We start from the raw sequence: 20,743 nt of genomic DNA on the forward strand, positions 1-20,743 counted from the left end.
GGCTAACCCACCCCTGCCCCTCCCAGGAGGGGATTGGGTCTGTCTCCTATGCAGCTAAGGCTGCTACCGGCCCATCCAACAGCACCTCGGCGATGGTGATGTCGCGCTTGATAGCGAGGCCATTCAGATAGCCGATCGGGTCTTCGGCGTCGAAGTCGGTGCCGTCGAACAGGTGAATGCTGCCGCGGGTAAATTTGTCGTTGAGCAGACCCAGTTCGCGGGCGGCGGTGCTGTAGACATCGACCCGCACGATGCGCTCCAGAATCTCCACCCAGTTGCGCGGAAAGGGCACGTCGCCCCAGCGGGCCAGCTGAGCCATGTGCCACAGATGTTCGGTGCGGCTGGGCCGGTTGGCGCCGTTGCCGAAGAACATATGGTGGGCGTACTCGCGCATGGGCTGGTCGAGGGTGCAAACCTTGGTGGTAGGACTGCCCAGGTGGATGTACTCCATTGGGGTGCCCAGGTAGGTGCGCTGGGAGAGAATCTGGCGAATCTCGAGCTCGTTTTCGGGGTCGGCACAGTAGCTACAGGCGTCGAGCAGCGCCTTGGTGAGGGCGATGTGGGTGTTGGGGTAGGCGGTGGCCCAGTCTTCGCGCACGCCCAGCACTTTGCCGGGGTGACCGTCGTAGATTTCGCGATCGGTGGCGATGGTAAAACCCACCTCATCCATGGCGGCTCGCAGGTTCCAGGGCTCGCCGACGCAGAAACCGTCGATCGCATTGTTTTGTAGATCCACCACCATTTGAGCGGGGGGAATGGTTTGCAGAGCCAGATCATGGTCGGGGTCAATGCCACCTGCCGCCAGCCAGTAGCGCAGCAGCAGGTTGTGCATCGATGACGGATGCACCATGCCCATGCGGTGCTGGACCTCAGGAGTGCGGCGCAGCATTTCCCGAAAGGCATCCAGGCTGTGGACGCCCTGGTCGTAAAACCGGCGCGATAGGGTAATGGCGTTGCCATTGCGGGTCATGGTCAGGGCACTGACCACCGGTAGCGGGGTGTTTTTGTGGCCGCCGAGGGAAAACCACAGGGGCATGCCCGAGGGCATTTGGGCCGCATCCAGATACCCCCCGGCAATGCCGTCGACAATGCCGCGCCAGCTGGTTTCACGCATCAGGTTGACCTCATCCAGGCCGTGCTTGGCAAAAAAGCCCTTTTCTTTGGCGATCGCCACCGGGGCGCAGGCGGTCAGCGGTACAAAGCCAATGTCCAAATTCACTTTCTCTAAGCCGTGGCGGGCCACCACCGCCGTTTTGAGAGCGCGACGCTTTTTGATTCGCTTTTGCTGGTTGAGGAAATAGATAATCTCGCTGCGCAGGCTGTAGTAGCTGGGGTGCTCGACCACCTCCATGCGCTGACGGGGGCGAGGAATGTCAACTTCGAGAATGTTGCCGATTTCGGCCCCGGGGCCGTTGGTCATCATCACAATGCGATCGCTCAGCAGCACCGCCTCATCGACATCGTGGGTGACCATCACGGCGGTGACGTTATTTTCGTCGCAGATCCGCATCAGCTGGGTTTGCAGATTGCCTCGGGTTAACGCATCCAGGGCGCCAAAGGGTTCATCCAGCAAGAGCAATTTCGGGCGAATGGCCAGGGCGCGGGCGATCGCCACCCGCTGCTTCATGCCCCCTGAAAGCTGGTGGGGCATTTTGTCGGCGGCGGCCTGCAAGCCCACCAGGTTGATGTGCTCTTGCACAATGCCGCGCCGCTCACCCTTGGGTAGGTCGCTGCAGACACTATTGACAGCCAGGGCAATGTTTTCACGCACCGAGCGCCAGGGCAATAGCGAATAGTTTTGGAACACCACCATGCGATCGGGGCCAGGTTTCTGGATTTTTTTGCCCTCCAGGGTCAGTATCCCAGAGCTGGGTAATGACAGCCCCGCGATCATGTTTAAAAGGGTCGATTTGCCACAGCCCGAGTGGCCAATAAAGGAGACAAATTCTCCCTGCTTGATCGATAAATTAATGCCTTTGAGCGCAATATACTCTCCACCATCGGTCAGGGAAAAGACCTTATCGACCTGGTCGACTGCAACCAATAAACTCATAGTTCTATCCTCGCGATCGGTATGATAATGCCGTAAGTTCCCTCCAGGGAGGGGGGTGGGTTAGCCGCGCCCACGCAAATCCTGAGGTATCGAAATCCCAATCTTGGGAGAGGAACAGGTGGGTCAACCCAGACTCCAGAACCCATCCCGCCCTTGCCTGCGGAACGCTCCGCGAACGGGCACCCCTCCCAGGAGGGAAAAGGTTAATTACTTGCGCAGAGGTGCGATCTTCATTTGCAAAAGGGCAATCAGGCGATCGAGCAGGAGACCTACAAAACCGATGTAGATCACGGCCAGAATAATTTCGCTGATGTAGTTTTGTTGGTAGGCATCCCAAATAAAGAAGCCGATTCCCACAATCCCCGACATCACAATTTCTGCCGCAATAATTGCCAGCCAGGCCAGACCGATCGCAATCCGCAATCCGGTAAAGATATAGGGCAGCGCCGAGGGAAACAAAATATTGAAGTAGTAGTCTTTGCGCGACAGTTGCAATACCTGCGCCACGTTGTTGTAGTCTTCTGGAATTTGCCGTACCCCTTCAATGGTGTTGATCAAAATCGGCCATACGGCGGTAATGAAAATCACGAAGATAGCCGCGGGCTGGTTTTTCTGCAGTGCTACCAGGGCGATCGGTACCCAGGCCAATGGGGCGATCATCCGCAAAAACTGAAAGATCGGGTAGGTCGCCTTATTCAGCCAGGGGCTGGTGCCGACTAAAACCCCCACCGAAATGCCAACGACAGCCGCAGCGGTGTAGCCCTGGGCCACTCTCCCCAGGCTGGCCATGGTCTGCCAAAACAGCCCCTTATCTAACCCACCCAGGTCATAAAACGGGTAGAGCAACAGCTCCCGGGTGCGGGTATCGGTCCACAGACTCAGCGGCCCCGGCAGTCGGGTCATGCCCGACCACGACACCAGCTGCCATACCGTTAAGAAAACCGCAATGCCGATAATCGGCGGAATCAGATCAGCCCCGCGCTTTTGCCAAAACTGTTGAACCGAGGAAAGAACTGGGTTAGGACGCACCTGCATCCGAGATTGGGCATTGGTTACCATAGCTGTACCTGTTGTGGATTGATTAACTGGCGAACAGTTTTGAAGAGGAAACCCACCCCGGCCTTTCTTGAGGGAGACTGGCCGAGGTAGGCTTGATTCAGAGACCGAGACAAGGTTGAATGGGGCTGCTGTTGGCGATGGAGGCCGCATTCTCTCGCCTCTGGTCATCTCTCTCTGAACCAAGATTGGAGGGAGACGAGGGAAGTAACTTTGGATTTTGGATTTTGGCAGGTGGTTATCAAATCCAAAATCTAAAATCGCCAATCCAAAATTCCCTCTCTCCCTAGGCCCGCTTAATCTGGAGGCTACTCAAGTACGCCTCGGGGTTGGCGGGGTCAAACTTAATGCCGTCGAAGAAAGTCTCAATACCGCGTGAAGTGTCTTGGGGAATATCGGCGGTAAAGCCTGCCTCGGTGGCGGCTTCGCGCCAGATATCTTCGCGGTTGACCGCATCGACAATGCGCTTAACGGTGTCAAAGTCGGTGAGCTGGTCTTTGTGGAAGCCCCAGCGCATGCTCTCGGTGAGAAACCAGGTGTCATGACTCTTGTAGGGGTACGACACGCTACCCTTGGGGTCTTTCCAGTACAGCGGGCCAGCGTTGAGGTCGTTGAAGGCTTGCTTGCCGTCACCCATGGTGTACTCACCTTTGTAGGGCGGAACCAAAATTTCGGAGGGAATGTTGAAGTAGTTACGTCCAGAGACAATGGTAACCAGTTCATCCCGGTTAGCCACGTCGTCACACCACTGCTGGGCTTCCATCACGGCCTTGAGCAATGCCTTGGTGGCATTGGGGTTGGCATCCACCCAATCAGCCCGAACAGCCAAATACTCCTCCGGGTGAAAGGCCCATATTTCATGGGTCAGGGCTCCCATAAAGCCAATATCGTCGGTGACGATGCGGTAGGGCCAGGGGTCACCGGTGCTAAAGGCGTCCATGGTGCCGTTGCGCATGCCCTGCACTGTTTCTGCGGGGGGAACCGCCAGCAGGTCGATGTCGTTGTCGGGGTCAACGCCACCCGCCGCAAACCAGTAGCGAATCCAAAAGTCTTGGTTCACGTTGGGGAAAGTATGAGCCGCCTTAAACTTACGCCCGTTGGTGGATGCAAACCCTTTGACATACTCTGCTGCTGTTCCAGAAAGATCCAGCCCCAGGCCCTTGCCAGCGTGGAGGCCGGCCACGGCGATGCCGTTGCCCTGGGTGACCAACTGGGCCAGCACATACATCGGCACCTTTTGGCCGTTGGTGATGATGCCTTCGCTGATCAGGTGGGGCATGGGCATTTGCCACTGGCCACCGTCGATGCCGCCGCCGCCGGAGCCGATGGTGACATTGTCGCGGGCCGAGGCCCAGTTGGCCTGTTTCGACACCTCGACTCCGGTCATGCCGTACTTGGCAAAGAAGCCTTTTTCCTGGGCGATAATGAGGGGTGCCGACTCAACAATGGGGATATAGCCCAGTTTGATATTAGGGGTTTCGGGGCTACCGCCCTCGGCCACAGGACCGGGGGCGGCGGTTGCATCAGTGGCTTCCGTCGGGGCTGTAGCCGAGGGGGGATTTCCCCCACAACCCTTGAGCAGCAAGGCACCCGCTGCCGACACCCCAGTCGTGGCCAAAAACTTACGACGGGTGACCCTCGAAAAATCGGACATAAAACCTCCTTTCGGCACCCTCTGGCGAGGCACGCCGGTAGCTAAATGGACAGATGGTGAAAAATAGTCTGCAATTGGGCTGAGTAGCCAAGCCGTAGCCGAGGAACAGCAGGGCTGCAGTTAAGCAGCCCTGCGGAAAATATATTGACTAAAGTCAATTACAATCTCGTGTTCCATGGCAATAAGTCTATACTAATTCGCAGATCAGTGGAATGCCTGAGCGGGCGAGTTTAGAACGTAATTTTCGATTTGAAACATAAGATCAACTTATTTTTATATTTTTCTCTATACGATTGATTAATGTAAGTAGCCTGTTCTCGGCGAGCCCGAGAGCTTAGAACTCCGAGGCAAGGGGCATTCAGCAGGCCCAGCCCAATGCCCTTCCCCCTGAGGCATCGGGCTGCGATATTGAAGACGGCAAAGCGTTTAGTCGATCTGCAAGGGGGCTGTGAGATGTTCTGAGTAGGGGCGGGTAGGCTCTGTTGTCGTCGAGGACTCTGGCAGGTTGTACCCGATGACGGCTACGACTAGACCGAGGGCTAGGCCGGCCATAAACGCCCAGCCGTGGGAGGGTTCGAGGGTACAGAGCAGACGGCGATCGCAGCTGTAGATATGGATCGCCCAGCCTTCTTGGGTGGTGTGTTGGAGCCTATTCATAGCGGTTGGCTTATTCATGGCGGTTGATCGGTAGGGATGGGACAGGCGAGTGAGCGCTGAGCTAGTACTGATGGCCCGATTTCCGGTGGTTGATGGCGGGCATGCCGCTGGCGGCGAGCAGTTCACCCTGCCGCACCGTGGCGTAGACCAGCAGGTGGTCGCCTACGGGAGACTGATCTTCAACGGTGCATTCCACGTAGGCCAGGCCGTCGGTGAGAATGGCGCAGCCGTTGGTCGCTAGCGAAAAAGACAGGTGCTCAAAGGCGGCGGTAGAGCAGTGCCGGGCTGAAAAATGGCGGCGTACGGCGCGCCCCTCCTTGAGGATGTTGAGCACAAAGCCAGTGCCGGGGCGAAGCTGACTGGTTTCAGCGGCATCGGTAGGCAAGGCCAGCATCAGGCCGGGGGGGCTAAAGCTGGCCTGAGCTACCCAGGCGGTGAGTAGCCCACTGTGCATACCGTGGTTTTGGGTGGTGACGACACAGAGGGAGCCAATTACCCGCCCCAGGGCCTGGGCGGTGCGATCGCTGTGGGCTTCGGCGATCGCGGGCCGAGCCCCCTGCTGCTTCTGGCGCTTGCGCAGGCCCTGGGCAAACTGAGCCGCCGCCGTGGTGCAGCTAGCCAGGGCGGTCTGATCAGGGCTAAAGCGCACCCGCAGGGGCTCAAAGCCAAAGGAATAGTTGGCATCCTTGAGCTTGCGCTCCAGCTCATCGATCGCTTCGCCGCTCCAGCCGTAGGAGCCAAACACCCCCACCAGCTTGGTTTTGGGCACATTGGCCAGAATCAAACCCAGGGCGGTTTGAATTTGTACCGGGGCATGGCCACCCAGGGTGGGGGAGCCGATGATGAAGCCGTCGCACTGGTTGAGGGTGTCGATCAGCCCATTGGGGTCGGCCTGTTCACAGTTGATCGCCTCGACGGCAATTTGGGCGGCGTTGAGGGCTTGGGCGATCGCATCGGCCATCTGGGCCGTGTTGCCGTAGGCTGAGGCATAGAGTAGCGCCACCCGCAGCGGCTGCTGGGCCTGCTGCTGACACCACTGGCGGTAGTCTTGCCTGAGTCGGCTGAGGCTGTAGCGCACCAGCGGGCCGTGGCCGGGGGCAATGGTTTTGAGCGGCAGGGGCTCGACTAGATCGAGCGCCGTTTCCACCTGCTTGGCCTGGGGGCTGTGCAGGCAGTCGAAGTAGTAGCGGCGATCGTCCTCGAGCGATCGCCACTGCTCGTCCCAGAGGGCATCGTCGCAGAGATGAGTGCCAAACAGCTTATCGCTGAAGAGAACTTGACTGGCCGGATCGTAGGTGCAGAGCCCATCGGGCCAGCGGGGCGTAGGCACGCTCATAAACTCCAGCACATGGCCCTGGCCCAGATCCAGGGTTTCCCCAGACCGCACCGGGCAGAGGCGGTCGGCCCGATCGGCCAGGGCGATCTTGAGGGTGTTAGCCGCCGCCCGCGAACAGACAATCTGGGCCTGGGGGGCCAGATCCATGAGCTGGGTCAGCGTCGCCAGTCGATTGGCGTTGACGTGGCTGGTGACAATATAGTCAATCTGCGTGAGATCGATCTGGTGCTCTAATGCCGTCAGAAAAAGGGCCGTAAACGATTCTCCAGGGGGGTCGAGCAGGGCAGTTTGATCGGCCTGAATCAGGTAGGCATTGGCGGTGGTGCCCCGCTGGCGGCTATATTCCACCTCAAACTTGAGCCGTTCCCAGGCGCGCGATCGCAGCACCTGAGACTGAAGGCCAATGGTGGCCACTTGCACATCGCGGGGTCGAACCATGGTCGGCAGAGAGGCTGAGGGGGTCGTTAAAGTCATGGAAAAAGCGTGGGTAGGGGTGGGCTTTGTCAATGGCAGATTTTGGAGTCAATGGCAGATTTTGAACCGACGGCGATAGTAGCTAAGGCGGTTTCCGAAAAAGAAGATCCCTGCTTTGAGCTGGCAGGGGAGACTGTTTCCCAGAAGCTACCTAAGGCCAGGCCAGTAGGGCTGGGCCGGTAGGATGGTCAGTCAATCGGGGGCTGGACTGCACCCATTTCGGCGATGTCGTGGGCAAAGCGAATGCGGTGGCGGCGCGAAACCTCCTGCTCTGGGTCAACGCCGTCAAAGGTGGGCGGAATCCAGGCCCGAACGACCAATAGGCCACCCAGCACGATCAAAAACGAGCAGCTGGCCAGCACCTGGGTCCAGGGAGTTTCGAGCACGCCGCGCACAATGATTTCTCGCAGCACCGATACAATCGACACCTCAACCGCTACTCCAATGGAGACCCGGTGCTCTTTCAGATAAATAATCAGCAGCCGAAACAGCTCCACCAAAATCAGCAAAAACAGAATGTCGGAGGTCACCTGGGGAAAATTGAGCGGCGGCAGCAGCGAAAGAAACATCTCCCGCAGCTGCATCACCATAAAGCTGAACAGCCCAATACAGAGCGAGATCACGATCAGGTCTTGAACCAACTCGAGGATACGAACCACATAGTTGCCGTTTAACCAGGTGGCCCAGCGGGAGGAAGCGGGGAGGTTTTGCATGGGGATACCGGAGGTGAGGGGGCAGGGGAGCAGGAGAGTGGGGAGTGGGGAGCCGTAGGGTGCATTAGGCCGCAGATATCTTGGCGAATTGCCGTTGACTTTGGCCTTGGCCGTAATGCACCACCCAAGGATTTCGGCCATTCCAAAATTCAAAATTAATAGTGGTTACTGGCCTTGCGATGGTGCACCGCCGTCAAGCCATCGGGTTTTGCTACCCGCCCGGCCTTGGCGGTGCAGTAGATCACCCAGTGGTCTCCGGCCTCAAGGCGGTGGGTGACGGTGCATTCCAGGTAGGCTAGGGATTCGGCCAAAATGGGGGATCCGTTGGCGGCGGCATAGGTGGCCACGCCCTCGAAGCGATCGGCCCCGGGGGGAAAGCGCTTGAGAAAATGCTTCATCAGTCGCTGGTATTGGCCGTCTTCCAGCACGTTGAGCACAAAGGTGTCGCCCCCGTGTAAAAGCGATTCGATGGCGCGATCTTTGGCGACGGCAATGGCCACACCGGGCGGCTCAATGCTGGCCTGAATTACCCAGGAGGCCAGCATGGCGCTGCTGACATCACCCTTTTGGGCCGTCAATATATAGAGGCCGGTGCTGAGCCGTCCCAGGGCCTGATCTAGCCCCGAGTCGAGGGCTTGGCCTTGCTTTTGGGTGCGATCGCGGTTGACCCACTGGCCCAGGTCGGTGCCTGCTTCTTCGCAGAGTTTGTCGGTGGCCTCGGTGGGGGCCGCCTTGATCAAAATCGGCTCAAAAGCCGACTTCAGGCCCAGCTCCTGAAACCGATTGCGCAGGGGAAAGATCGGTTCATCCTGGCCGCCGCCGGTTTCAAAGAGACCGATCGCCTGCTTGGGGTGAGCGGCAGCGAGAATCGTGCTGAGCATCGGCTCTAGGCCGGGGGCAGCCTGGGGCGGCATGCCCAACACCAGGCCAGCGGCGGTGGTTACCAGTTCCCGCACCGCGTGGATATCGGTATCGAGCAAATCCACCAGCTCTACGGCGGTGGCAGTTTTGAGCAAGCCCTGGCCAATGGCGTGGGCCAGACGATCGCTGTGGCCGTACTCCCCAGCGTAGAACAGTGCCACAAAAGGCTCTGCCTGGGCCTGAGCCTCGCTCCAGGTGCGGTAGCGCCCCGTCCAGTCGGCCAGGTAATGGCGCAGTAGGGGGCCGTGGCCGGTGGCAATTTGGCCGATCGCGAAGGGTTCCATCCGTTTCAACGCCGCCAGCACCGAGCGGGCATTTGGCCTCATCAGGCAGTCGTAGTAGAGCTGAAAATCGGCCTCTAGCAGGGCTGGGGTCTCGTCGTATAGGCTGTCGTCGCAGTAGTGTAGGCCAAACACATCGCAGGTGTAGAGCACCTGGGTACCGCTGTCGTAGGTGAGCATGGTGTCGGGCCAGTGCAGGTTGGGGGCCGAGATAAAGCTCAGCTCGTGGCCGTTGCCCAGGTCGAGGCGATCGCCGCTTTTCACCATCTGGGCCGCAAAGGGGCGGTGAATCTGGTTCTGCAAAAACTGAATCGCCACCTTAGAGGCCATCACCGTAATCTGGGGGGCGAGAGCCAGCAGGTCGCCAATCAGGCCACTGTGGTCGGGCTCGGTATGGTTGACGATCAGGTAGTCGATTTCGGCTAGATTCACTAGCGCCTGCAGCTCTTCCAAATACAGGCTTGTGAATTTGCCGTGGGTGGTATCGATCAGCGCCGTTTTTTCACCCTGGATGAGGAACGAGTTATAGGTGGTGCCGTTTTGTAGCTCAAACTCAATGTCGAAGCGATCGCGATCCCAGTCGAGGCAGCGAAGGGCGGTTGAATCTGGGGCAAAGGACGCCGTTTGCAGGGTGAGTCGTGACGCCGATGGCGATACCTGGAGTGAGTAGCGAGTAGCAACCATGAGATATATCTATCCTCAGTAGAATCTGATTCGATATATTTCAATGATTAACGAAAAAATAGGTTTTGTAAAATGTCAATATTAAAACCAATTCATAAGTTATTCAAATAGATTTTTTTATATTTCATTTGCTATGCAAATGCATTGACTGCACTCAGGGGTAGCCGCACAGGCCTGGAACAGGCCAGCGTTTTCGGTTAGCAACCTCACGGTTTTGCTAGGCTGTACCCTGATTCAGGTAGGTGTCCTAATCGGGTCAAATCCCTAGACCATGCCAATTGCCCAGACTAATCCCACCAATCCCGGCTGTAGTCGATCAAGACGGATTCACTGTGTACCCAGCCAATATGACCTGAGTCGGGGAACTCAACCCGGGCCCAGGTATCGCAGCGGTTGCTAAAGGCCTGCCCAACCACCTGAATCGCATCTCCCACCAGACCGTAAGCGCTGGCGTCATATCTATCCGGTATAGATGGCTGCTGTTGCAGCACTGCTCCCTCAGACGGCCAGCCAGCCCAAGCACGGCCAGATGCATTCCTACTTGGTGGCCTTTAAGCTGCAAAAAAGGAGGCGATCGCGCTAAAACGCCCCTAGATTGTGTGAACTTATCTGGCTATTCCTCGCCCACGCTGCACGATTTTGTAAAATTGAATACACAAATCCCGTGTTTTACAATCTGGAAATCTCCTGTGGCGACGCACCTCAACGCTTCAGTCGATGCCGCAGCAGTTCCCGATGGGCTGGTGCTCCAGATGCCATCTGCAGAATGGCGCAGGGTCTGTTTGATCACCTACACCCGCGATGCCTGGGTCAAGCTGACCTTCTCCCCTCCATCTCCCCCATTCCTCCCCCAAAAAGAGTACAAATGACCTAAACTCAGCTTAATTTTTCCAAGCTGAGTGAGGCAAGGGGAACGCCGAAAATCTTTACGGGAGCTGGATTGCAACGGAGAGGGGGGGATTCGAACCCCCGTGAGGTTTGACCCCCAAACAGTTTTCGAGACAGTTTCATTCGAGCGCGAAAGCATTATTATGAAAGGCTTTTGGATGTTTGAGTTAAAGACTGCCCAAGAATTGCCCAAGCTAGATTTTCCGCATTCAGACGGCTGATGCGGAGAAGTTGCCAGTTGAAGGAGCTGCTGGCTCATCACTGGTACAGCCTGTGATACGTGTCGCCGCAGCGTACGATCAGAGAAATTGCTCACAGAGTCAATCATGATATTTAGCGGCATAAGAGCGCGATCTGGCATCGTGCCATTAACTGTGGGGGGATTGGGGTATATGACAGTAATTCCAAATGGAGTTACCCGAATAGCGATCGCCATTCGGGCAGCACAGAAAACTTGGCGACTAGGCTAGCCTTCGGCAATGCGGCCTTGGTGTTCGTTCAGTTGTAGAAAACCTGGACCATTGCCTTCAGCGTCAGACTGGGCAATGACATAGAAGGAGCGCGATTCGGTGTTCTTGGCGATGATGAGATAGGGATAGCCTTCTTGGCTGATGGCGACTTTGCAAACTTGGCCGCCAACTAGTTGACTGAGATCTTCTGAGTAGGAAAGCGTCATAGGAGTGGTTCTCTAGGTTATGGATATTGGACGTAGGACAGTTTTAAGCCCTGGATGATATCGGAGTTAGCTCTGACTGCTGCGGCATCAACAGAGTCCCTGTACTTTGTGGCTCTGGAGCCTTATTGCTCTCTCTATTCAAATTATACCCCATGTATACGCGGGTTCTTATTGTTTAAGGTGTGAGTTTTAGAGAACTTTGATGATGATTGCTGATAGATAGATGGGAAATCCTGCCTATCCCATAAGTGATGTTGATCGATGGATGTAAGGACTCAATGCCTCGTATACTTGGGATGATTCTGTCTTTCGGCAGCAGTGGAGTATTTCCGGTGATGAGTGATAAGGCTCCCCGCAGAGATTATTTGACCCGCTTTCAGCAGCAGGGGGAAATAGCGATGGCGGAGCGCCCGCTCTGTGTACGGTTGCCGGAAGATATTGACGGACTGATGAGGGAGAAAGAGAACCGCACCGCCTGGCTGCGGGATGCGATCATGGAAAAGCTCTGGCGAGAGGGACACCTGCCGGAACGATATCAGAGCTTGATGGAACAGATGGAACAGACAGCGGATTAAGGGGAGGCGGTTGATGTCAGCGCAACCCTTAGGCAAGTATCTGACGTTAGAGGAATTTTGTACCTGCACGCAGACCCACCAGCGGTTTACTGACCGGATTGACCCGTTTCCTAAGAACTTGGAAGAGACGTTGCCAGCCCTGGAGGCGCTGTGTCAGCACATCATTGACCCGGTGATTGAGGGGTTTGGGCGCGATCGCTTTCAGCTCACCTACGGCTTTTGCTCTGCCAATTTGAAGCGATGGCTGGCAAAGAAAGACCCGCTGACGGGGAAAAAGCACGGGATCGCTACCCCCGGCCTGGATCAACACATGGCTCACGAGGTAGATCGGAATGGGCGGTACTACTGCGATCGCCTCGGTGCTGCCTGTGATTTCCGCATTCTCGACCTGCCTAGCAACGCCCTAGTAGATTGGATTGTGGCTCAGGGACTACCGTTTGATTCACTCTACTTCTATGGGGCAGATCGCCCTATTCATATCAGCTACGGCCCCCAGCACAAGCGCGATATTTGGGCTTTTACCGAATGGGAGACACCAACGCGCCAGCACCCCTGGGCTTCAACGGCTAATCCCACCAATAGCAAATGAGGACGGCTTCGGATTTGTCACCCAAGGTCTCACCCCATAGGCCCCGTCTGAGGCGCATGGCAAAGTATTCACGGAACTCCCAATCTTCCTCACCTTCAGGGATGGTACCGCCATAGACATCGACCACGTCGGCCCGCCATTTCTTGCCTAAATCCATCAGCTGGGCCACGGTAACGTCTCGGTTTTCAGTCAGCAGGTAAAGCGTATCGGCTGGATAGGGTACAAAGTGCATCAGGCTGGTTTCTGGCATGGGGCGGTAGTTGGCCATGGTCAATAGCGTTTCCAACACACCATTGAGACTGAGTCCATCCCTGTCGGGAGCGTAGATAGGCTTGGTGAACAAGAAGCTTTTCCACAGATGGGGTTGTTGAGCCAGGTCGGTAATGACCTCTGGGCCATCGAATTCGTTGAAGCGGCGCTGCCACACCAGGGCCGCCATCAGCTCTTGGGGTGTATTAGCTTGGGCGATCGCCTCAATTTTGTCTATGTCAAGCATCGGTACTGCCCTTCGCTGTTTGCGACCGGAGCCTGGATTGGACTCGCTGCTTCTGAGCATCGCTGGCATCCTTCCGCCAAACCACCCTGTGCCCTTGAAGCTCGGCCCCATGCTCTAGCAAACACTGCTGCCAGCCGCGCCGATCAAAAATTGTTTTTACATCGTCGAGTAGTCCCCATTTTTGCTCTTGCTGGCTGAGCTTGGCGAACTTGGCATAGCCAGGATAGTCGGGTGCGACCACCTGCTCTTTTTGGTGCAGTAGCGGCGGGTTGTCGGGGTCATAGTCGCGGTAACGGACGTGAAGATCGCGCAGGGAGATCGCCATGCTGGTTTTCAACGCCGGGTGGGGCTCTTTGTCGAAGTGGGGAAACGCCAGGTAGGTGATTTGCGGTTTCTGGACATGGAACTTCACCACCGTGGCTTCTTCGGGTCGGCCAATGGTGCGAGAAGCACAACCTTCGTAGAGGCGTAGCAGCGGGTCAAGCTGATCTATCGCCGACACATGCACCCAGAGGGAGTTCGGGCGTTGCTGACCAATGGGGCTCTGCCGACACCGTTCTTCAATCAGCGAAGTTTGCCCTAAGCTCATCAACATCAGGTCAGCGGCGGTGCAGGCTTGCTGGTAGCTGCCGAACAGGGCTTTGATGTCTTGCTGAAGCTGGGGCGAGAGGTCTTTGAACTTGGGGCGTTTGCCGAAGTGGCTGAGGGCTAGGTAAACCAATAGGTCGTTGCGGCGCTTGTCGGCGATCGCATCCCACTCCCCCACATCAGTCGCTTGTAGAACGACCGTAAAGGCTCGCTTAATGCTGCCAAAGGTCTCTTGCAGAGATGTCAGCTCCTGCGCTCCTAGTTCTTCCACCGAGGGCAGCCGACCGCGATCGGTGTAGAAGTCCATCAGGGGTTGGAGGCGATCGCGGTATTCCTCAAACTTGCTGACCTTGAGGCAAATGCGGGGGGCGGTGGCGCGGGAACGGAACCGGGAAGCGCGGAAAGCCTCGGCCTGGGTTTCGTCGCGAAAGACAAAGTAGATGCCCAGGGCGATGGGTATAGCATCGACGCCGAGCACTTGGTCGATGTAGGCTTTGAGTTCTTCTTGCTCGTAGTATTTTTGGAACGTGTTGCGGCTGGTGATGATGCCGTCGCCGTAGGCAATGACACCTCGGGTGCGATCGTCGATTAGCACTTGGGCAGCGACGATGAGCACCTTCTGGGCCAGGCCCCAGGCGTTGATCAGGGCTTCTCGTCGCTCGGCGGTGTCTTCGATGACGTTGATGATATAGCCCAGGTTAACCACATCGGCTGGGGTGTGGGGAATGTCGGGCCGAAAGTGGGGATCCCACCCGGAGCTGGTGAGCCCCATGCGGTGGATGTACTCGATATCGGCCCCGTGGCCGCAGCCGTAGTCGAAGTAGGTGGTGTTAGGCGGGAAGAGGCCCGCTTCGACGGCGAGGCGGACGGGTTTGGATGCGGTGACGCGGGCGATCGCAGCCTTGTGCCGCTGAATCTTTGGCTTGGGCTGGGTTTGCTTAGCCTCTGAGGTCATGGGACAGGCTAGGGCGTGGCCATGAATAACCAGCTTGCACTCTTGCAGGCGCTGCTCCCAGGCATGGCGAAAGCCGATGCCACGAGGATCATCTAGCAACCCCAAGGCTTCTTCTTGCTTGGTCAGCCAGGCGAAGGTGGCGTAGAGCGGGTGGTCAGGGGCAACAAAAGTTTCTTTGCGGTGGAGGACGGGGGGATTGTCGGTGGTGCTGTAGTCGCGATCAGTGGCGGTGAGCGTGTTCAGGTTGACCTGAATGCTGCTCTGAAGGGCAGGGTGGGCCTCTGTGACAAAGTCTGGATAAAACAGATAAGCAATCTGCGACTTGTTGAAGCTGAACTTAATAATGGTCGCTTTTTCAGCTTGAGCGGTTACTGTTTTAGCGAGTCTTTCTAGCTCACACAGGGCTGGATCAAGCTGTGGGAGAGCTGAGCGATGAACATAAAGGGCATCAGGTAGCAGTTTGCCAACCTGACTACGCTGGCAGACCTTGGCTATATCAATCGTTGCGGCGGAGCTACCTGGCATGCTGAAAGGGGTGTAGCGGCGGGCTTAAAGGCTTGACAGCTATCTTATCGGCAAGCGAAGGAAAATGCGCTGGGCGGCAAGATCTCTGGCTGGCGCTACCCATAGAGCCACACAGGACAACTTACTCCACATATAGTATCTAAGCCTGTAAGATGACTCCTACACACTCTATACGCCAGCGTCTACTGCTCAACAGTTGGTTACAAAACTGATTGCATTCAAGGTAATTGACAGATAATTTAGTACAAAAGTTCTGTGCGGAATGTATGGCTAGGCGAACAAAGCGCGATATTGATGAGGTCAAAGCCCCTAGCTTGTCGGTCTTTGCCCGGCACGAGACGTTTCATCCTCGGTTTGGCTGGCTGAAGAAAGGGTTTGACGGCGCTTGCCGGAATGGCAATATCTTTCTGGATGACGACGCCACGGTGCAGCTTGGCGTTGGGAAGAACATGGTGCGCTCCATTCGCTACTGGTGCAATGCTTTTGGCTTGCTAGAAGACGATGAGCCAACTGTGTTTGGTAAGGAATTGTTGGGTAAGTCGGGATGGGATCCTTACCTGGAGGATCCGGCTTCCCTTTGGTTGCTACACTGGCAGCTGCTTCAGCCGCCCTGCTACGCCACAGCTTGGGACGTTGCCTTTAACCGCTTCAATAAGGTGGAGTTTACCTACGATGACCTGTTCCATGACCTGGGGGAGCATCGCGATCGCACCATTACCCGCATTGCCGATTCATCCCTGAAAAAAGATGTGAGCTGCATTCTGCGGATGTACACTGAGCAGCCCGCTAAGGCCTCTGCCGGGGAAGAGTCTCTAGATTGCCCCTTTACAGAGCTACGGCTAATTCAACCGGCTGGGGATACCCGTCACTATGCCTTCCGCATTGGGCCAAAACAAAACCTACCAGCGGAAGTCGTTGTCTACGCGACTTTGGTATTTGCCCATCAGACCTATCCGACGGCCCGCACTATCCCTGTTAGTAACCTGCTGTACGACCCTGGCAGTCCTGGAGTTGTCTTCAAGCTCAATGAGGCCGCTATCTGCGACGCCGTTGACCGGGTGAAATATCTATATAAGGAGCTGAGCTGGTCAGATGCGGCGGGCAAGCTGCAAATTAACTTTCGGACTACAGATGTTGAAGACCTAGCGTTAGATATCCTGGAGACCTATTACGACGAGCAGCAGGGCAAAGCGGCATGACCCAAAAACCTCTCTCCACCTACTTCAGCCTGAACCGCCGCTACTACCGCTCGGTCAACTTGGTGCGGGATCTCGATAAGCCGGACGCAGTGCAGGGCTATGTGCCGACGGAGGCAGCGGCAGGGGCACTGCGGCGTATATTACCTGCCTTTACCAACCTCAGCGCTCACCGCGCCTGGACGATTACCGGAGTCTATGGCACGGGTAAGTCGGCCTTTGCCCACTACCTTACGACTTTATGCGCGGATGATCGCACTGCCGTTAAACAAGAGGCGCTGGCGATCGCCCAACAGGCCTTTGACTCAGATAGCGCAGAATACCAGGCTATCGCCGAGCATATTCCCTCGGCAGGTCTGCTGCGGGTGGTCGCTACTGGCCAGCGAGAACCCCTAAGCTGTACGGTAGCGAGGGCATTAGTTCATACCGCTCAACGATTCTGGCGTGACCAGCCTAAACCAGATTTTTGGCCCCAAATTACTGATTGGGATGTAGAACTCAGCAGTCGGGAGCCCGACATTAGTAATCAGCAGGTGCTCTCTCTGCTCAAGGAGATAGTGCAAGCTGCGGGTGCACCGATGCTTTTGGTTGTAGATGAGCTGGGGAAGACCCTAGAATATGCCTCTCACAACCAGGGCGTCAATGATCTCTACCTGCTTCAGCAAGTCGCTGAACTAGAGCTGCCCGACAGCCAGCAGGTTTATTTTATCGGGCTGCTGCACCAGTCGTTTGCAGGCTATAGCGAGCGCTTGGCGGCGGTTGAGCAGAGCGAATGGGCCAAGGTACAGGGACGATTTGAAGATATCGCCTTTACCGAGTCACCCAGCCAGATGACCCGCCTGATTGGCCAAGCCATAGACAGCTCCCAGGCCGATCCTATCCTTTGTGCGATTCACAATGAGGCTGATGCTTGGTTTGAGGCGTTAGCTCCGGTACTGAATGAGAACGACGTTTCCAGTGAGGTGCTGGCAGCAGCCTATCCGCTTCACCCGATCGCAGCCCTGGTGCTCCCCCTTCTCTGTACCCGCTACGCCCAGAACGATCGCTCCTTATTCACGTTTTTAACCAGCGATGAACCTTACGGTCTACAGGAGTTTTTGGCCAACAACCTGGCTGAAGACGATCATGTACCGACGTTGAAGCTACATCAGCTCTACGACTACTTTGTCGAGTCGGTAACGGGGCTATCTTCTCGCATCAATCTTCAACGCTGGGTAGAGGTACAGGGGTTAATTGAAGATGCCCGCGATCGCGACCCTTTAACGCTTCAGCTCCTCAAAACTATCGGCGTCCTCAATTTAATTACAACCACTGGGGCTCTACGGGCTACCCCAGCCCTGGTGGCTCTCGCCCTATGCGACGACCCCCGAGATAAAGCTCTGAAAAGCTGGCAGAAGGCAATTCAAGACCTCCAAAAGCGCAGTTTAGTTACTTACCGCAAGCAAATGGAAGAGCTGCGGCTCTGGCAGGGGTCAGAGTTTAATGTGGAAGCTGCCATTTATGAGTATCTAGAACAAAATCGATCGCCCCTAGCTGAGCTGATGGCGCAGGCGTACCCCCTCAAGCCCTTGGTCGCCCAACGGCACTATTCGGCTACAGGCACTCTGCGCTATTTTGGGCAGCGCTATGGCGACAGCCGCCTTGATCTAGAGGAGCTAGATAGCTGCTCTGCCGACTACGATGGCACCATCATCTACTGGTTAGATCGAGTGCCCTTTGAGGGTGGCCAAGCCACTACCCGTGAGGGTAAACCGCTGATCGTGGTTGAAATTACCCAGCTAGATTTACTGGCCACCCGTGCCCGCGAGCTGCAAGCTCTTCAGGTCATTTGGAAGAGTGCCCCAGAGCTAACCCAAGACGGTGTTGCTCGAAGGGAAGTCAAACAGCGCCTAGTTGAAGCAGAACGGCTGCTAGATGACACCGTGCGGCAGACCTTTGACTGGGCAAATGGCGAAAATCGCGGCTGGGTTGAGGGGCAACAGAAGTCAATACTCAGTGCTAGGGCGTTTCAGGCCGTGCTATCTGGGGTGTGCGATCGCGCCTACCCTCAAACCCCAATTCTCGACAACGAACTTATTAACCGTCGAGTGCTCACCTCCCAAGGTTCTAAGGCCCGACGAGAACTATTGGAAGCCATGCTGGAGCGAGGCGATCAGCCTCGTCTAGGGCTGGAGGGCTATGGCCCTGAGGTAGCCGTGTACTTCTCGGTATTAGAGGCCACGGGCATCTACCGACAAGAAGAGGGGCTGTGGGGCTTTTACCCACCCAAAGAAACATCAGGAAGCTGGTCATTGTGGGATGCCATTGAATCCTTTTGCCTAAGCGCCAAGCAGCAGCAGCGTTCTCTTAGCGACCTCTACTGCCAGCTAGAGCAGCCCCCCTACGGAGTGAAGCCTGGTATGGTGCCAGTGGTCTTTGCCGCCGTACTGCTGTATCACGTTGATGATGTGGGCTTCTATAAAGACGGCATTTTTGTGCCGGTGATGGGGCCAGAGCATTTTGAGCTATTGGTCAAAGACCCTAGCCGTTTCTCGGTGAAGTATTTCGAGATGGTGGGTCTACGCTCTCAGGTATTCCAGGAACTGGAGAGCATTCTAAAGTCACCCAATGCTAAAACCCCGTCAGGGGTTCGCAATGCATCGCTGCTGGTGGTGGCTAAGCCCCTGTTTAGCTTTGTGCGTAAGCTGCCTAAGTACACGTTGGCCACTCAGCGGGTAAGTAATGAGGCCCAGCAAGTGATCGCTGTGCTGCAACAGGCTCAAGAGCCGGATGAGTTGCTGTTTGTGTCGCTTCCGCAGGCCTGTGGTTTTGAGCCAATGACGACCTCGGAGGGAGATGGAACAGTCGCTAAGGCATTTCGCAAGCAGCTTGTTCAGGCTTTGCATGAGATCCAGACGGCCTATGAGGCTCTACTGAGTTTCTGTAAGACTAGGCTCTACGAAGCGTTTGGGGTCAGACAGGAGGTGAACCTCCGGGAAGATCTGCAAGTGCAGGCAATGCCCATGGTCGGCAAGGTTATTGAGCCGGTGCTAAAACGCTTTATCTTCGCGGCAGTGGATGACAACGCTGCTGAACAAGAGTGGCTAGAAGCGTTAGTCATGATTGTGGCTGATAAACCCCCAAAATCATGGGCTGACGAGGATATCACTAGGTTTGAGCTGGCCCTTAGCGATTTAGTACGCCGATTTAGGAACCTTGAGGCGCTACAAAAAGAGGCCAACATACCTACCGAAGGCTTTGTGGCTAAGCGCATTACTCTGACAGAGTCGAATGGTAAAGAAATTCGACAGATTATTTGGGTCGATAGAGAGAATGAAGACCTTATAAACAAGATGGTTGATAAAGCTCTATCTATGCCTGAAATAAAGGATAGCCCTAAGCTACAACAGGCTTTTATCGCTAAGCTAAGCGAAAGAGTTCTGGGGATAAATGTTAAGGATTCCCGGAATGAGTTAGATGTAGCTAGGAAAGTGGGTAAGCCAAGTAAGGGGCAAGAGCTAGCGGTATGACTAAACCTGTAAGACACATTTTGGGGCTCTCTGGAGGTAAGGACAGTACGGCCCTTGCTGTTCTCATGCGGCAAAAGCATCCAGAGTTGCAGATTGAGTATTTCTTTTGCGACACCCACAAGGAGCTACCAGAGACAGAAGAATACCTTGACCGGATTGAGGCACGCTTAGGTATCACAATTGCTCGACTAGAGGCTGAGAGAGGATTCGACCACTGGTTAGATGTCTACGGCGGCACATTGCCTTCGCCCAAGATGCGCTGGTGTACTAAGCAAATGAAGATTCTCCCTTTGGAGAAGTTTATTGGAAATGACGAAGCAATTAGCTATATCGGCATTCGGGCAGACGAGAATCGGGATGGGTATATTTCAACTAAGCCGAACATTAAACCAGTTTTTCCTTTCAAGGAGCATGGCCTAGTTAAGGCAGATATTATTCGACTATTAGAAGAAAGTGGCATCGGAATGCCTGACTACTATCGCTGGCGTAGCCGCTCAGGCTGCTTCTTCTGTTTCTTTCAACGCAAATATGAGTGGGTGATGCTTGCCCAGGAGCATCCAGACTTATTTGCTGAAGCAATTCGGTATGAGCAAGAACATTCTGATGGGAGGTCATACAGTTGGACAGAAGGAGAAACCTTACTAGAATTAATAGCTCGCAAAGAAGAGATAATACTTCAGCACGAAAAAGCTATGAGTAGAGCACAATCTATCACTCCACTTCAGTCTCTATCAGAGACTTTGAGCATGGTTTTAGATGACGAGGATGAAGTCATGCCCTGTTTGACCTGTCACCTATGATAATACTAATCGCTTAAGCAAGAATCTCATGAAACCATCTTGAGAGCAGCATTTCCTTAGTTGAATGAATTAGAAGTTGAGACAAGAAGCTATGAACTTATATTTAAATCTTCGACT

17 protein-coding genes and 1 tRNA gene are annotated in these 20,743 nt (G+C 55.5%); 6 read left to right on the forward strand and 12 right to left on the reverse strand.

Features of this window, described 5'->3' with window-relative positions; all coding sequences use genetic code 11:
• Positions 1–46: 46 nt before the first annotated feature.
• The 8 genes from IQ254_RS09050 to IQ254_RS09085 form a co-directional block, all read right to left on the reverse strand.
• Positions 47–2,053, reverse strand: a complete 2,007-nt coding sequence (locus IQ254_RS09050) for a nitrate ABC transporter ATP-binding protein (protein WP_193965850.1) — start codon at positions 2,051–2,053, stop codon at positions 47–49.
• 207 nt (positions 2,054–2,260) lie between these two features.
• Entirely contained in the window at positions 2,261–3,088 is an 828-nt protein-coding gene (ntrB, locus tag IQ254_RS09055; protein WP_193965883.1) for a nitrate ABC transporter permease, read from the reverse strand.
• Positions 3,089–3,395: 307 nt separating this feature from the next.
• Complete coding sequence (locus tag IQ254_RS09060; RefSeq protein ID WP_193965851.1) at positions 3,396–4,763, reverse strand: CmpA/NrtA family ABC transporter substrate-binding protein; 1,368 nt, start codon at positions 4,761–4,763, stop codon at positions 3,396–3,398.
• A gap of 426 nt (positions 4,764–5,189) precedes the next feature.
• Positions 5,190–5,420, reverse strand: coding sequence for a hypothetical protein (locus IQ254_RS09065; protein ID WP_228040408.1), 231 nt, complete (start codon positions 5,418–5,420; stop codon positions 5,190–5,192).
• A 61-nt stretch (positions 5,421–5,481) separates the two neighbouring features.
• On the reverse strand, positions 5,482–7,230 hold the full coding sequence (locus tag IQ254_RS09070) for a diflavin flavoprotein (protein ID WP_193965853.1): 1,749 nt from the start codon (positions 7,228–7,230) through the stop codon (positions 5,482–5,484).
• Positions 7,231–7,418: 188 nt separating this feature from the next.
• Positions 7,419–7,943: a phosphate-starvation-inducible PsiE family protein gene (locus IQ254_RS09075; protein WP_193965884.1), complete on the reverse strand. Its 525-nt coding sequence runs from the start codon at positions 7,941–7,943 to the stop codon at positions 7,419–7,421.
• A gap of 155 nt (positions 7,944–8,098) precedes the next feature.
• Positions 8,099–9,829, reverse strand: coding sequence for a diflavin flavoprotein (locus IQ254_RS09080; RefSeq protein WP_193965854.1), 1,731 nt, complete (start codon positions 9,827–9,829; stop codon positions 8,099–8,101).
• Between the two features lie 287 nt (positions 9,830–10,116).
• On the reverse strand, positions 10,117–10,320 hold the full coding sequence (locus IQ254_RS09085; RefSeq protein WP_193965855.1) for a hypothetical protein: 204 nt from the start codon (positions 10,318–10,320) through the stop codon (positions 10,117–10,119).
• A 198-nt stretch (positions 10,321–10,518) separates the two neighbouring features.
• Here IQ254_RS09085 and IQ254_RS09090 point away from each other — a divergent pair, with 198 nt between their 5' ends.
• Entirely contained in the window at positions 10,519–10,698 is a 180-nt protein-coding gene (locus tag IQ254_RS09090; RefSeq protein ID WP_193965856.1) for a hypothetical protein, read from the forward strand.
• A gap of 77 nt (positions 10,699–10,775) precedes the next feature.
• Here the strand turns inward: IQ254_RS09090 and IQ254_RS09095 are convergent.
• Positions 10,776–10,922 (reverse strand) — tRNA-OTHER (locus tag IQ254_RS09095).
• Between the two features lie 261 nt (positions 10,923–11,183).
• A complete protein-coding gene (locus tag IQ254_RS09100; RefSeq protein ID WP_193965857.1) occupies positions 11,184–11,393 on the reverse strand; it encodes a hypothetical protein in 210 nt (69 codons plus the stop codon).
• 296 nt (positions 11,394–11,689) lie between these two features.
• Here IQ254_RS09100 and IQ254_RS09105 point away from each other — a divergent pair, with 296 nt between their 5' ends.
• Together IQ254_RS09105 and IQ254_RS09110 are read left to right on the forward strand one after the other, a co-directional pair.
• Positions 11,690–11,968 carry a hypothetical protein gene (locus IQ254_RS09105; RefSeq protein WP_228040410.1) on the forward strand — a complete coding sequence of 93 codons (279 nt, stop codon included), beginning with the start codon at positions 11,690–11,692 and terminating at the stop codon, positions 11,966–11,968.
• Between the two features lie 13 nt (positions 11,969–11,981).
• Positions 11,982–12,557: a hypothetical protein gene (locus IQ254_RS09110; RefSeq protein ID WP_193965858.1), complete on the forward strand. Its 576-nt coding sequence runs from the start codon at positions 11,982–11,984 to the stop codon at positions 12,555–12,557.
• Here the strand turns inward: IQ254_RS09110 and IQ254_RS09115 are convergent.
• Both IQ254_RS09115 and IQ254_RS09120 read right to left on the reverse strand, forming a co-directional pair.
• Positions 12,535–13,053, reverse strand: coding sequence for a hypothetical protein (locus IQ254_RS09115; RefSeq protein WP_193965859.1), 519 nt, complete (start codon positions 13,051–13,053; stop codon positions 12,535–12,537). The genes IQ254_RS09110 and IQ254_RS09115 overlap by 23 nt on opposite strands.
• Entirely contained in the window at positions 13,046–15,121 is a 2,076-nt protein-coding gene (locus tag IQ254_RS09120) for a DNA phosphorothioation-associated putative methyltransferase (RefSeq protein ID WP_193965860.1), read from the reverse strand. Before IQ254_RS09120 ends, IQ254_RS09115 begins: the two co-directional genes overlap by 8 nt.
• A 266-nt stretch (positions 15,122–15,387) precedes the next feature.
• On the opposite strand from IQ254_RS09120, the gene IQ254_RS09125 reads away from it, so the two are divergent.
• Genes IQ254_RS09125 through IQ254_RS09135 form a run of 3 tightly spaced genes read left to right on the forward strand, consistent with a single transcriptional unit; the run spans position 15,388 to position 20,626 of the window.
• Entirely contained in the window at positions 15,388–16,320 is a 933-nt protein-coding gene (locus tag IQ254_RS09125) for a DUF4007 family protein (protein ID WP_193965861.1), read from the forward strand.
• Positions 16,317–19,826, forward strand: a complete 3,510-nt coding sequence (locus IQ254_RS09130) for a hypothetical protein (protein ID WP_193965862.1) — start codon at positions 16,317–16,319, stop codon at positions 19,824–19,826. Before IQ254_RS09125 ends, IQ254_RS09130 begins: the two co-directional genes overlap by 4 nt.
• Positions 19,823–20,626, forward strand: a complete 804-nt coding sequence (locus IQ254_RS09135; RefSeq protein ID WP_193965863.1) for a phosphoadenosine phosphosulfate reductase family protein — start codon at positions 19,823–19,825, stop codon at positions 20,624–20,626. Before IQ254_RS09130 ends, IQ254_RS09135 begins: the two co-directional genes overlap by 4 nt.
• The last annotated feature ends 117 nt before the right edge of the window (positions 20,627–20,743 follow it).

It is taken from the genome of Nodosilinea sp. LEGE 07088, assembly GCF_015207395.1.
Lineage (GTDB): Bacteria > Cyanobacteriota > Cyanobacteriia > Phormidesmidales > Phormidesmidaceae > Nodosilinea.

What these genes read in the sequence shown, in the direction of transcription:
- IQ254_RS09050 (WP_193965850.1), bottom strand. Translation starts at nt 2,053, where the DNA reads ATGAGTTTATTGGTTGCAGTCGACCAGGTCGATAAGGTCTTTTCCCTG.
- ntrB (WP_193965883.1), bottom strand. Translation starts at nt 3,088, where the DNA reads ATGCAGGTGCGTCCTAACCCAGTTCTTTCCTCGGTTCAACAGTTTTGG.
- IQ254_RS09060 (WP_193965851.1), bottom strand. Translation starts at nt 4,763, where the DNA reads ATGTCCGATTTTTCGAGGGTCACCCGTCGTAAGTTTTTGGCCACGACT.
- IQ254_RS09065 (WP_228040408.1), bottom strand. Translation starts at nt 5,420, where the DNA reads ATGAATAGGCTCCAACACACCACCCAAGAAGGCTGGGCGATCCATATC.
- IQ254_RS09070 (WP_193965853.1), bottom strand. Translation starts at nt 7,230, where the DNA reads ATGACTTTAACGACCCCCTCAGCCTCTCTGCCGACCATGGTTCGACCC.
- IQ254_RS09075 (WP_193965884.1), bottom strand. Translation starts at nt 7,943, where the DNA reads ATGCAAAACCTCCCCGCTTCCTCCCGCTGGGCCACCTGGTTAAACGGC.
- IQ254_RS09080 (WP_193965854.1), bottom strand. Translation starts at nt 9,829, where the DNA reads ATGGTTGCTACTCGCTACTCACTCCAGGTATCGCCATCGGCGTCACGA.
- IQ254_RS09100 (WP_193965857.1), bottom strand. Translation starts at nt 11,393, where the DNA reads ATGACGCTTTCCTACTCAGAAGATCTCAGTCAACTAGTTGGCGGCCAA.
- IQ254_RS09105 (WP_228040410.1), top strand. Translation starts at nt 11,690, where the DNA reads ATGATTCTGTCTTTCGGCAGCAGTGGAGTATTTCCGGTGATGAGTGAT.
- IQ254_RS09110 (WP_193965858.1), top strand. Translation starts at nt 11,982, where the DNA reads ATGTCAGCGCAACCCTTAGGCAAGTATCTGACGTTAGAGGAATTTTGT.
- IQ254_RS09115 (WP_193965859.1), bottom strand. Translation starts at nt 13,053, where the DNA reads ATGCTTGACATAGACAAAATTGAGGCGATCGCCCAAGCTAATACACCC.
- IQ254_RS09120 (WP_193965860.1), bottom strand. Translation starts at nt 15,121, where the DNA reads ATGCCAGGTAGCTCCGCCGCAACGATTGATATAGCCAAGGTCTGCCAG.
- IQ254_RS09125 (WP_193965861.1), top strand. Translation starts at nt 15,388, where the DNA reads ATGGCTAGGCGAACAAAGCGCGATATTGATGAGGTCAAAGCCCCTAGC.
- IQ254_RS09130 (WP_193965862.1), top strand. Translation starts at nt 16,317, where the DNA reads ATGACCCAAAAACCTCTCTCCACCTACTTCAGCCTGAACCGCCGCTAC.
- IQ254_RS09135 (WP_193965863.1), top strand. Translation starts at nt 19,823, where the DNA reads ATGACTAAACCTGTAAGACACATTTTGGGGCTCTCTGGAGGTAAGGAC.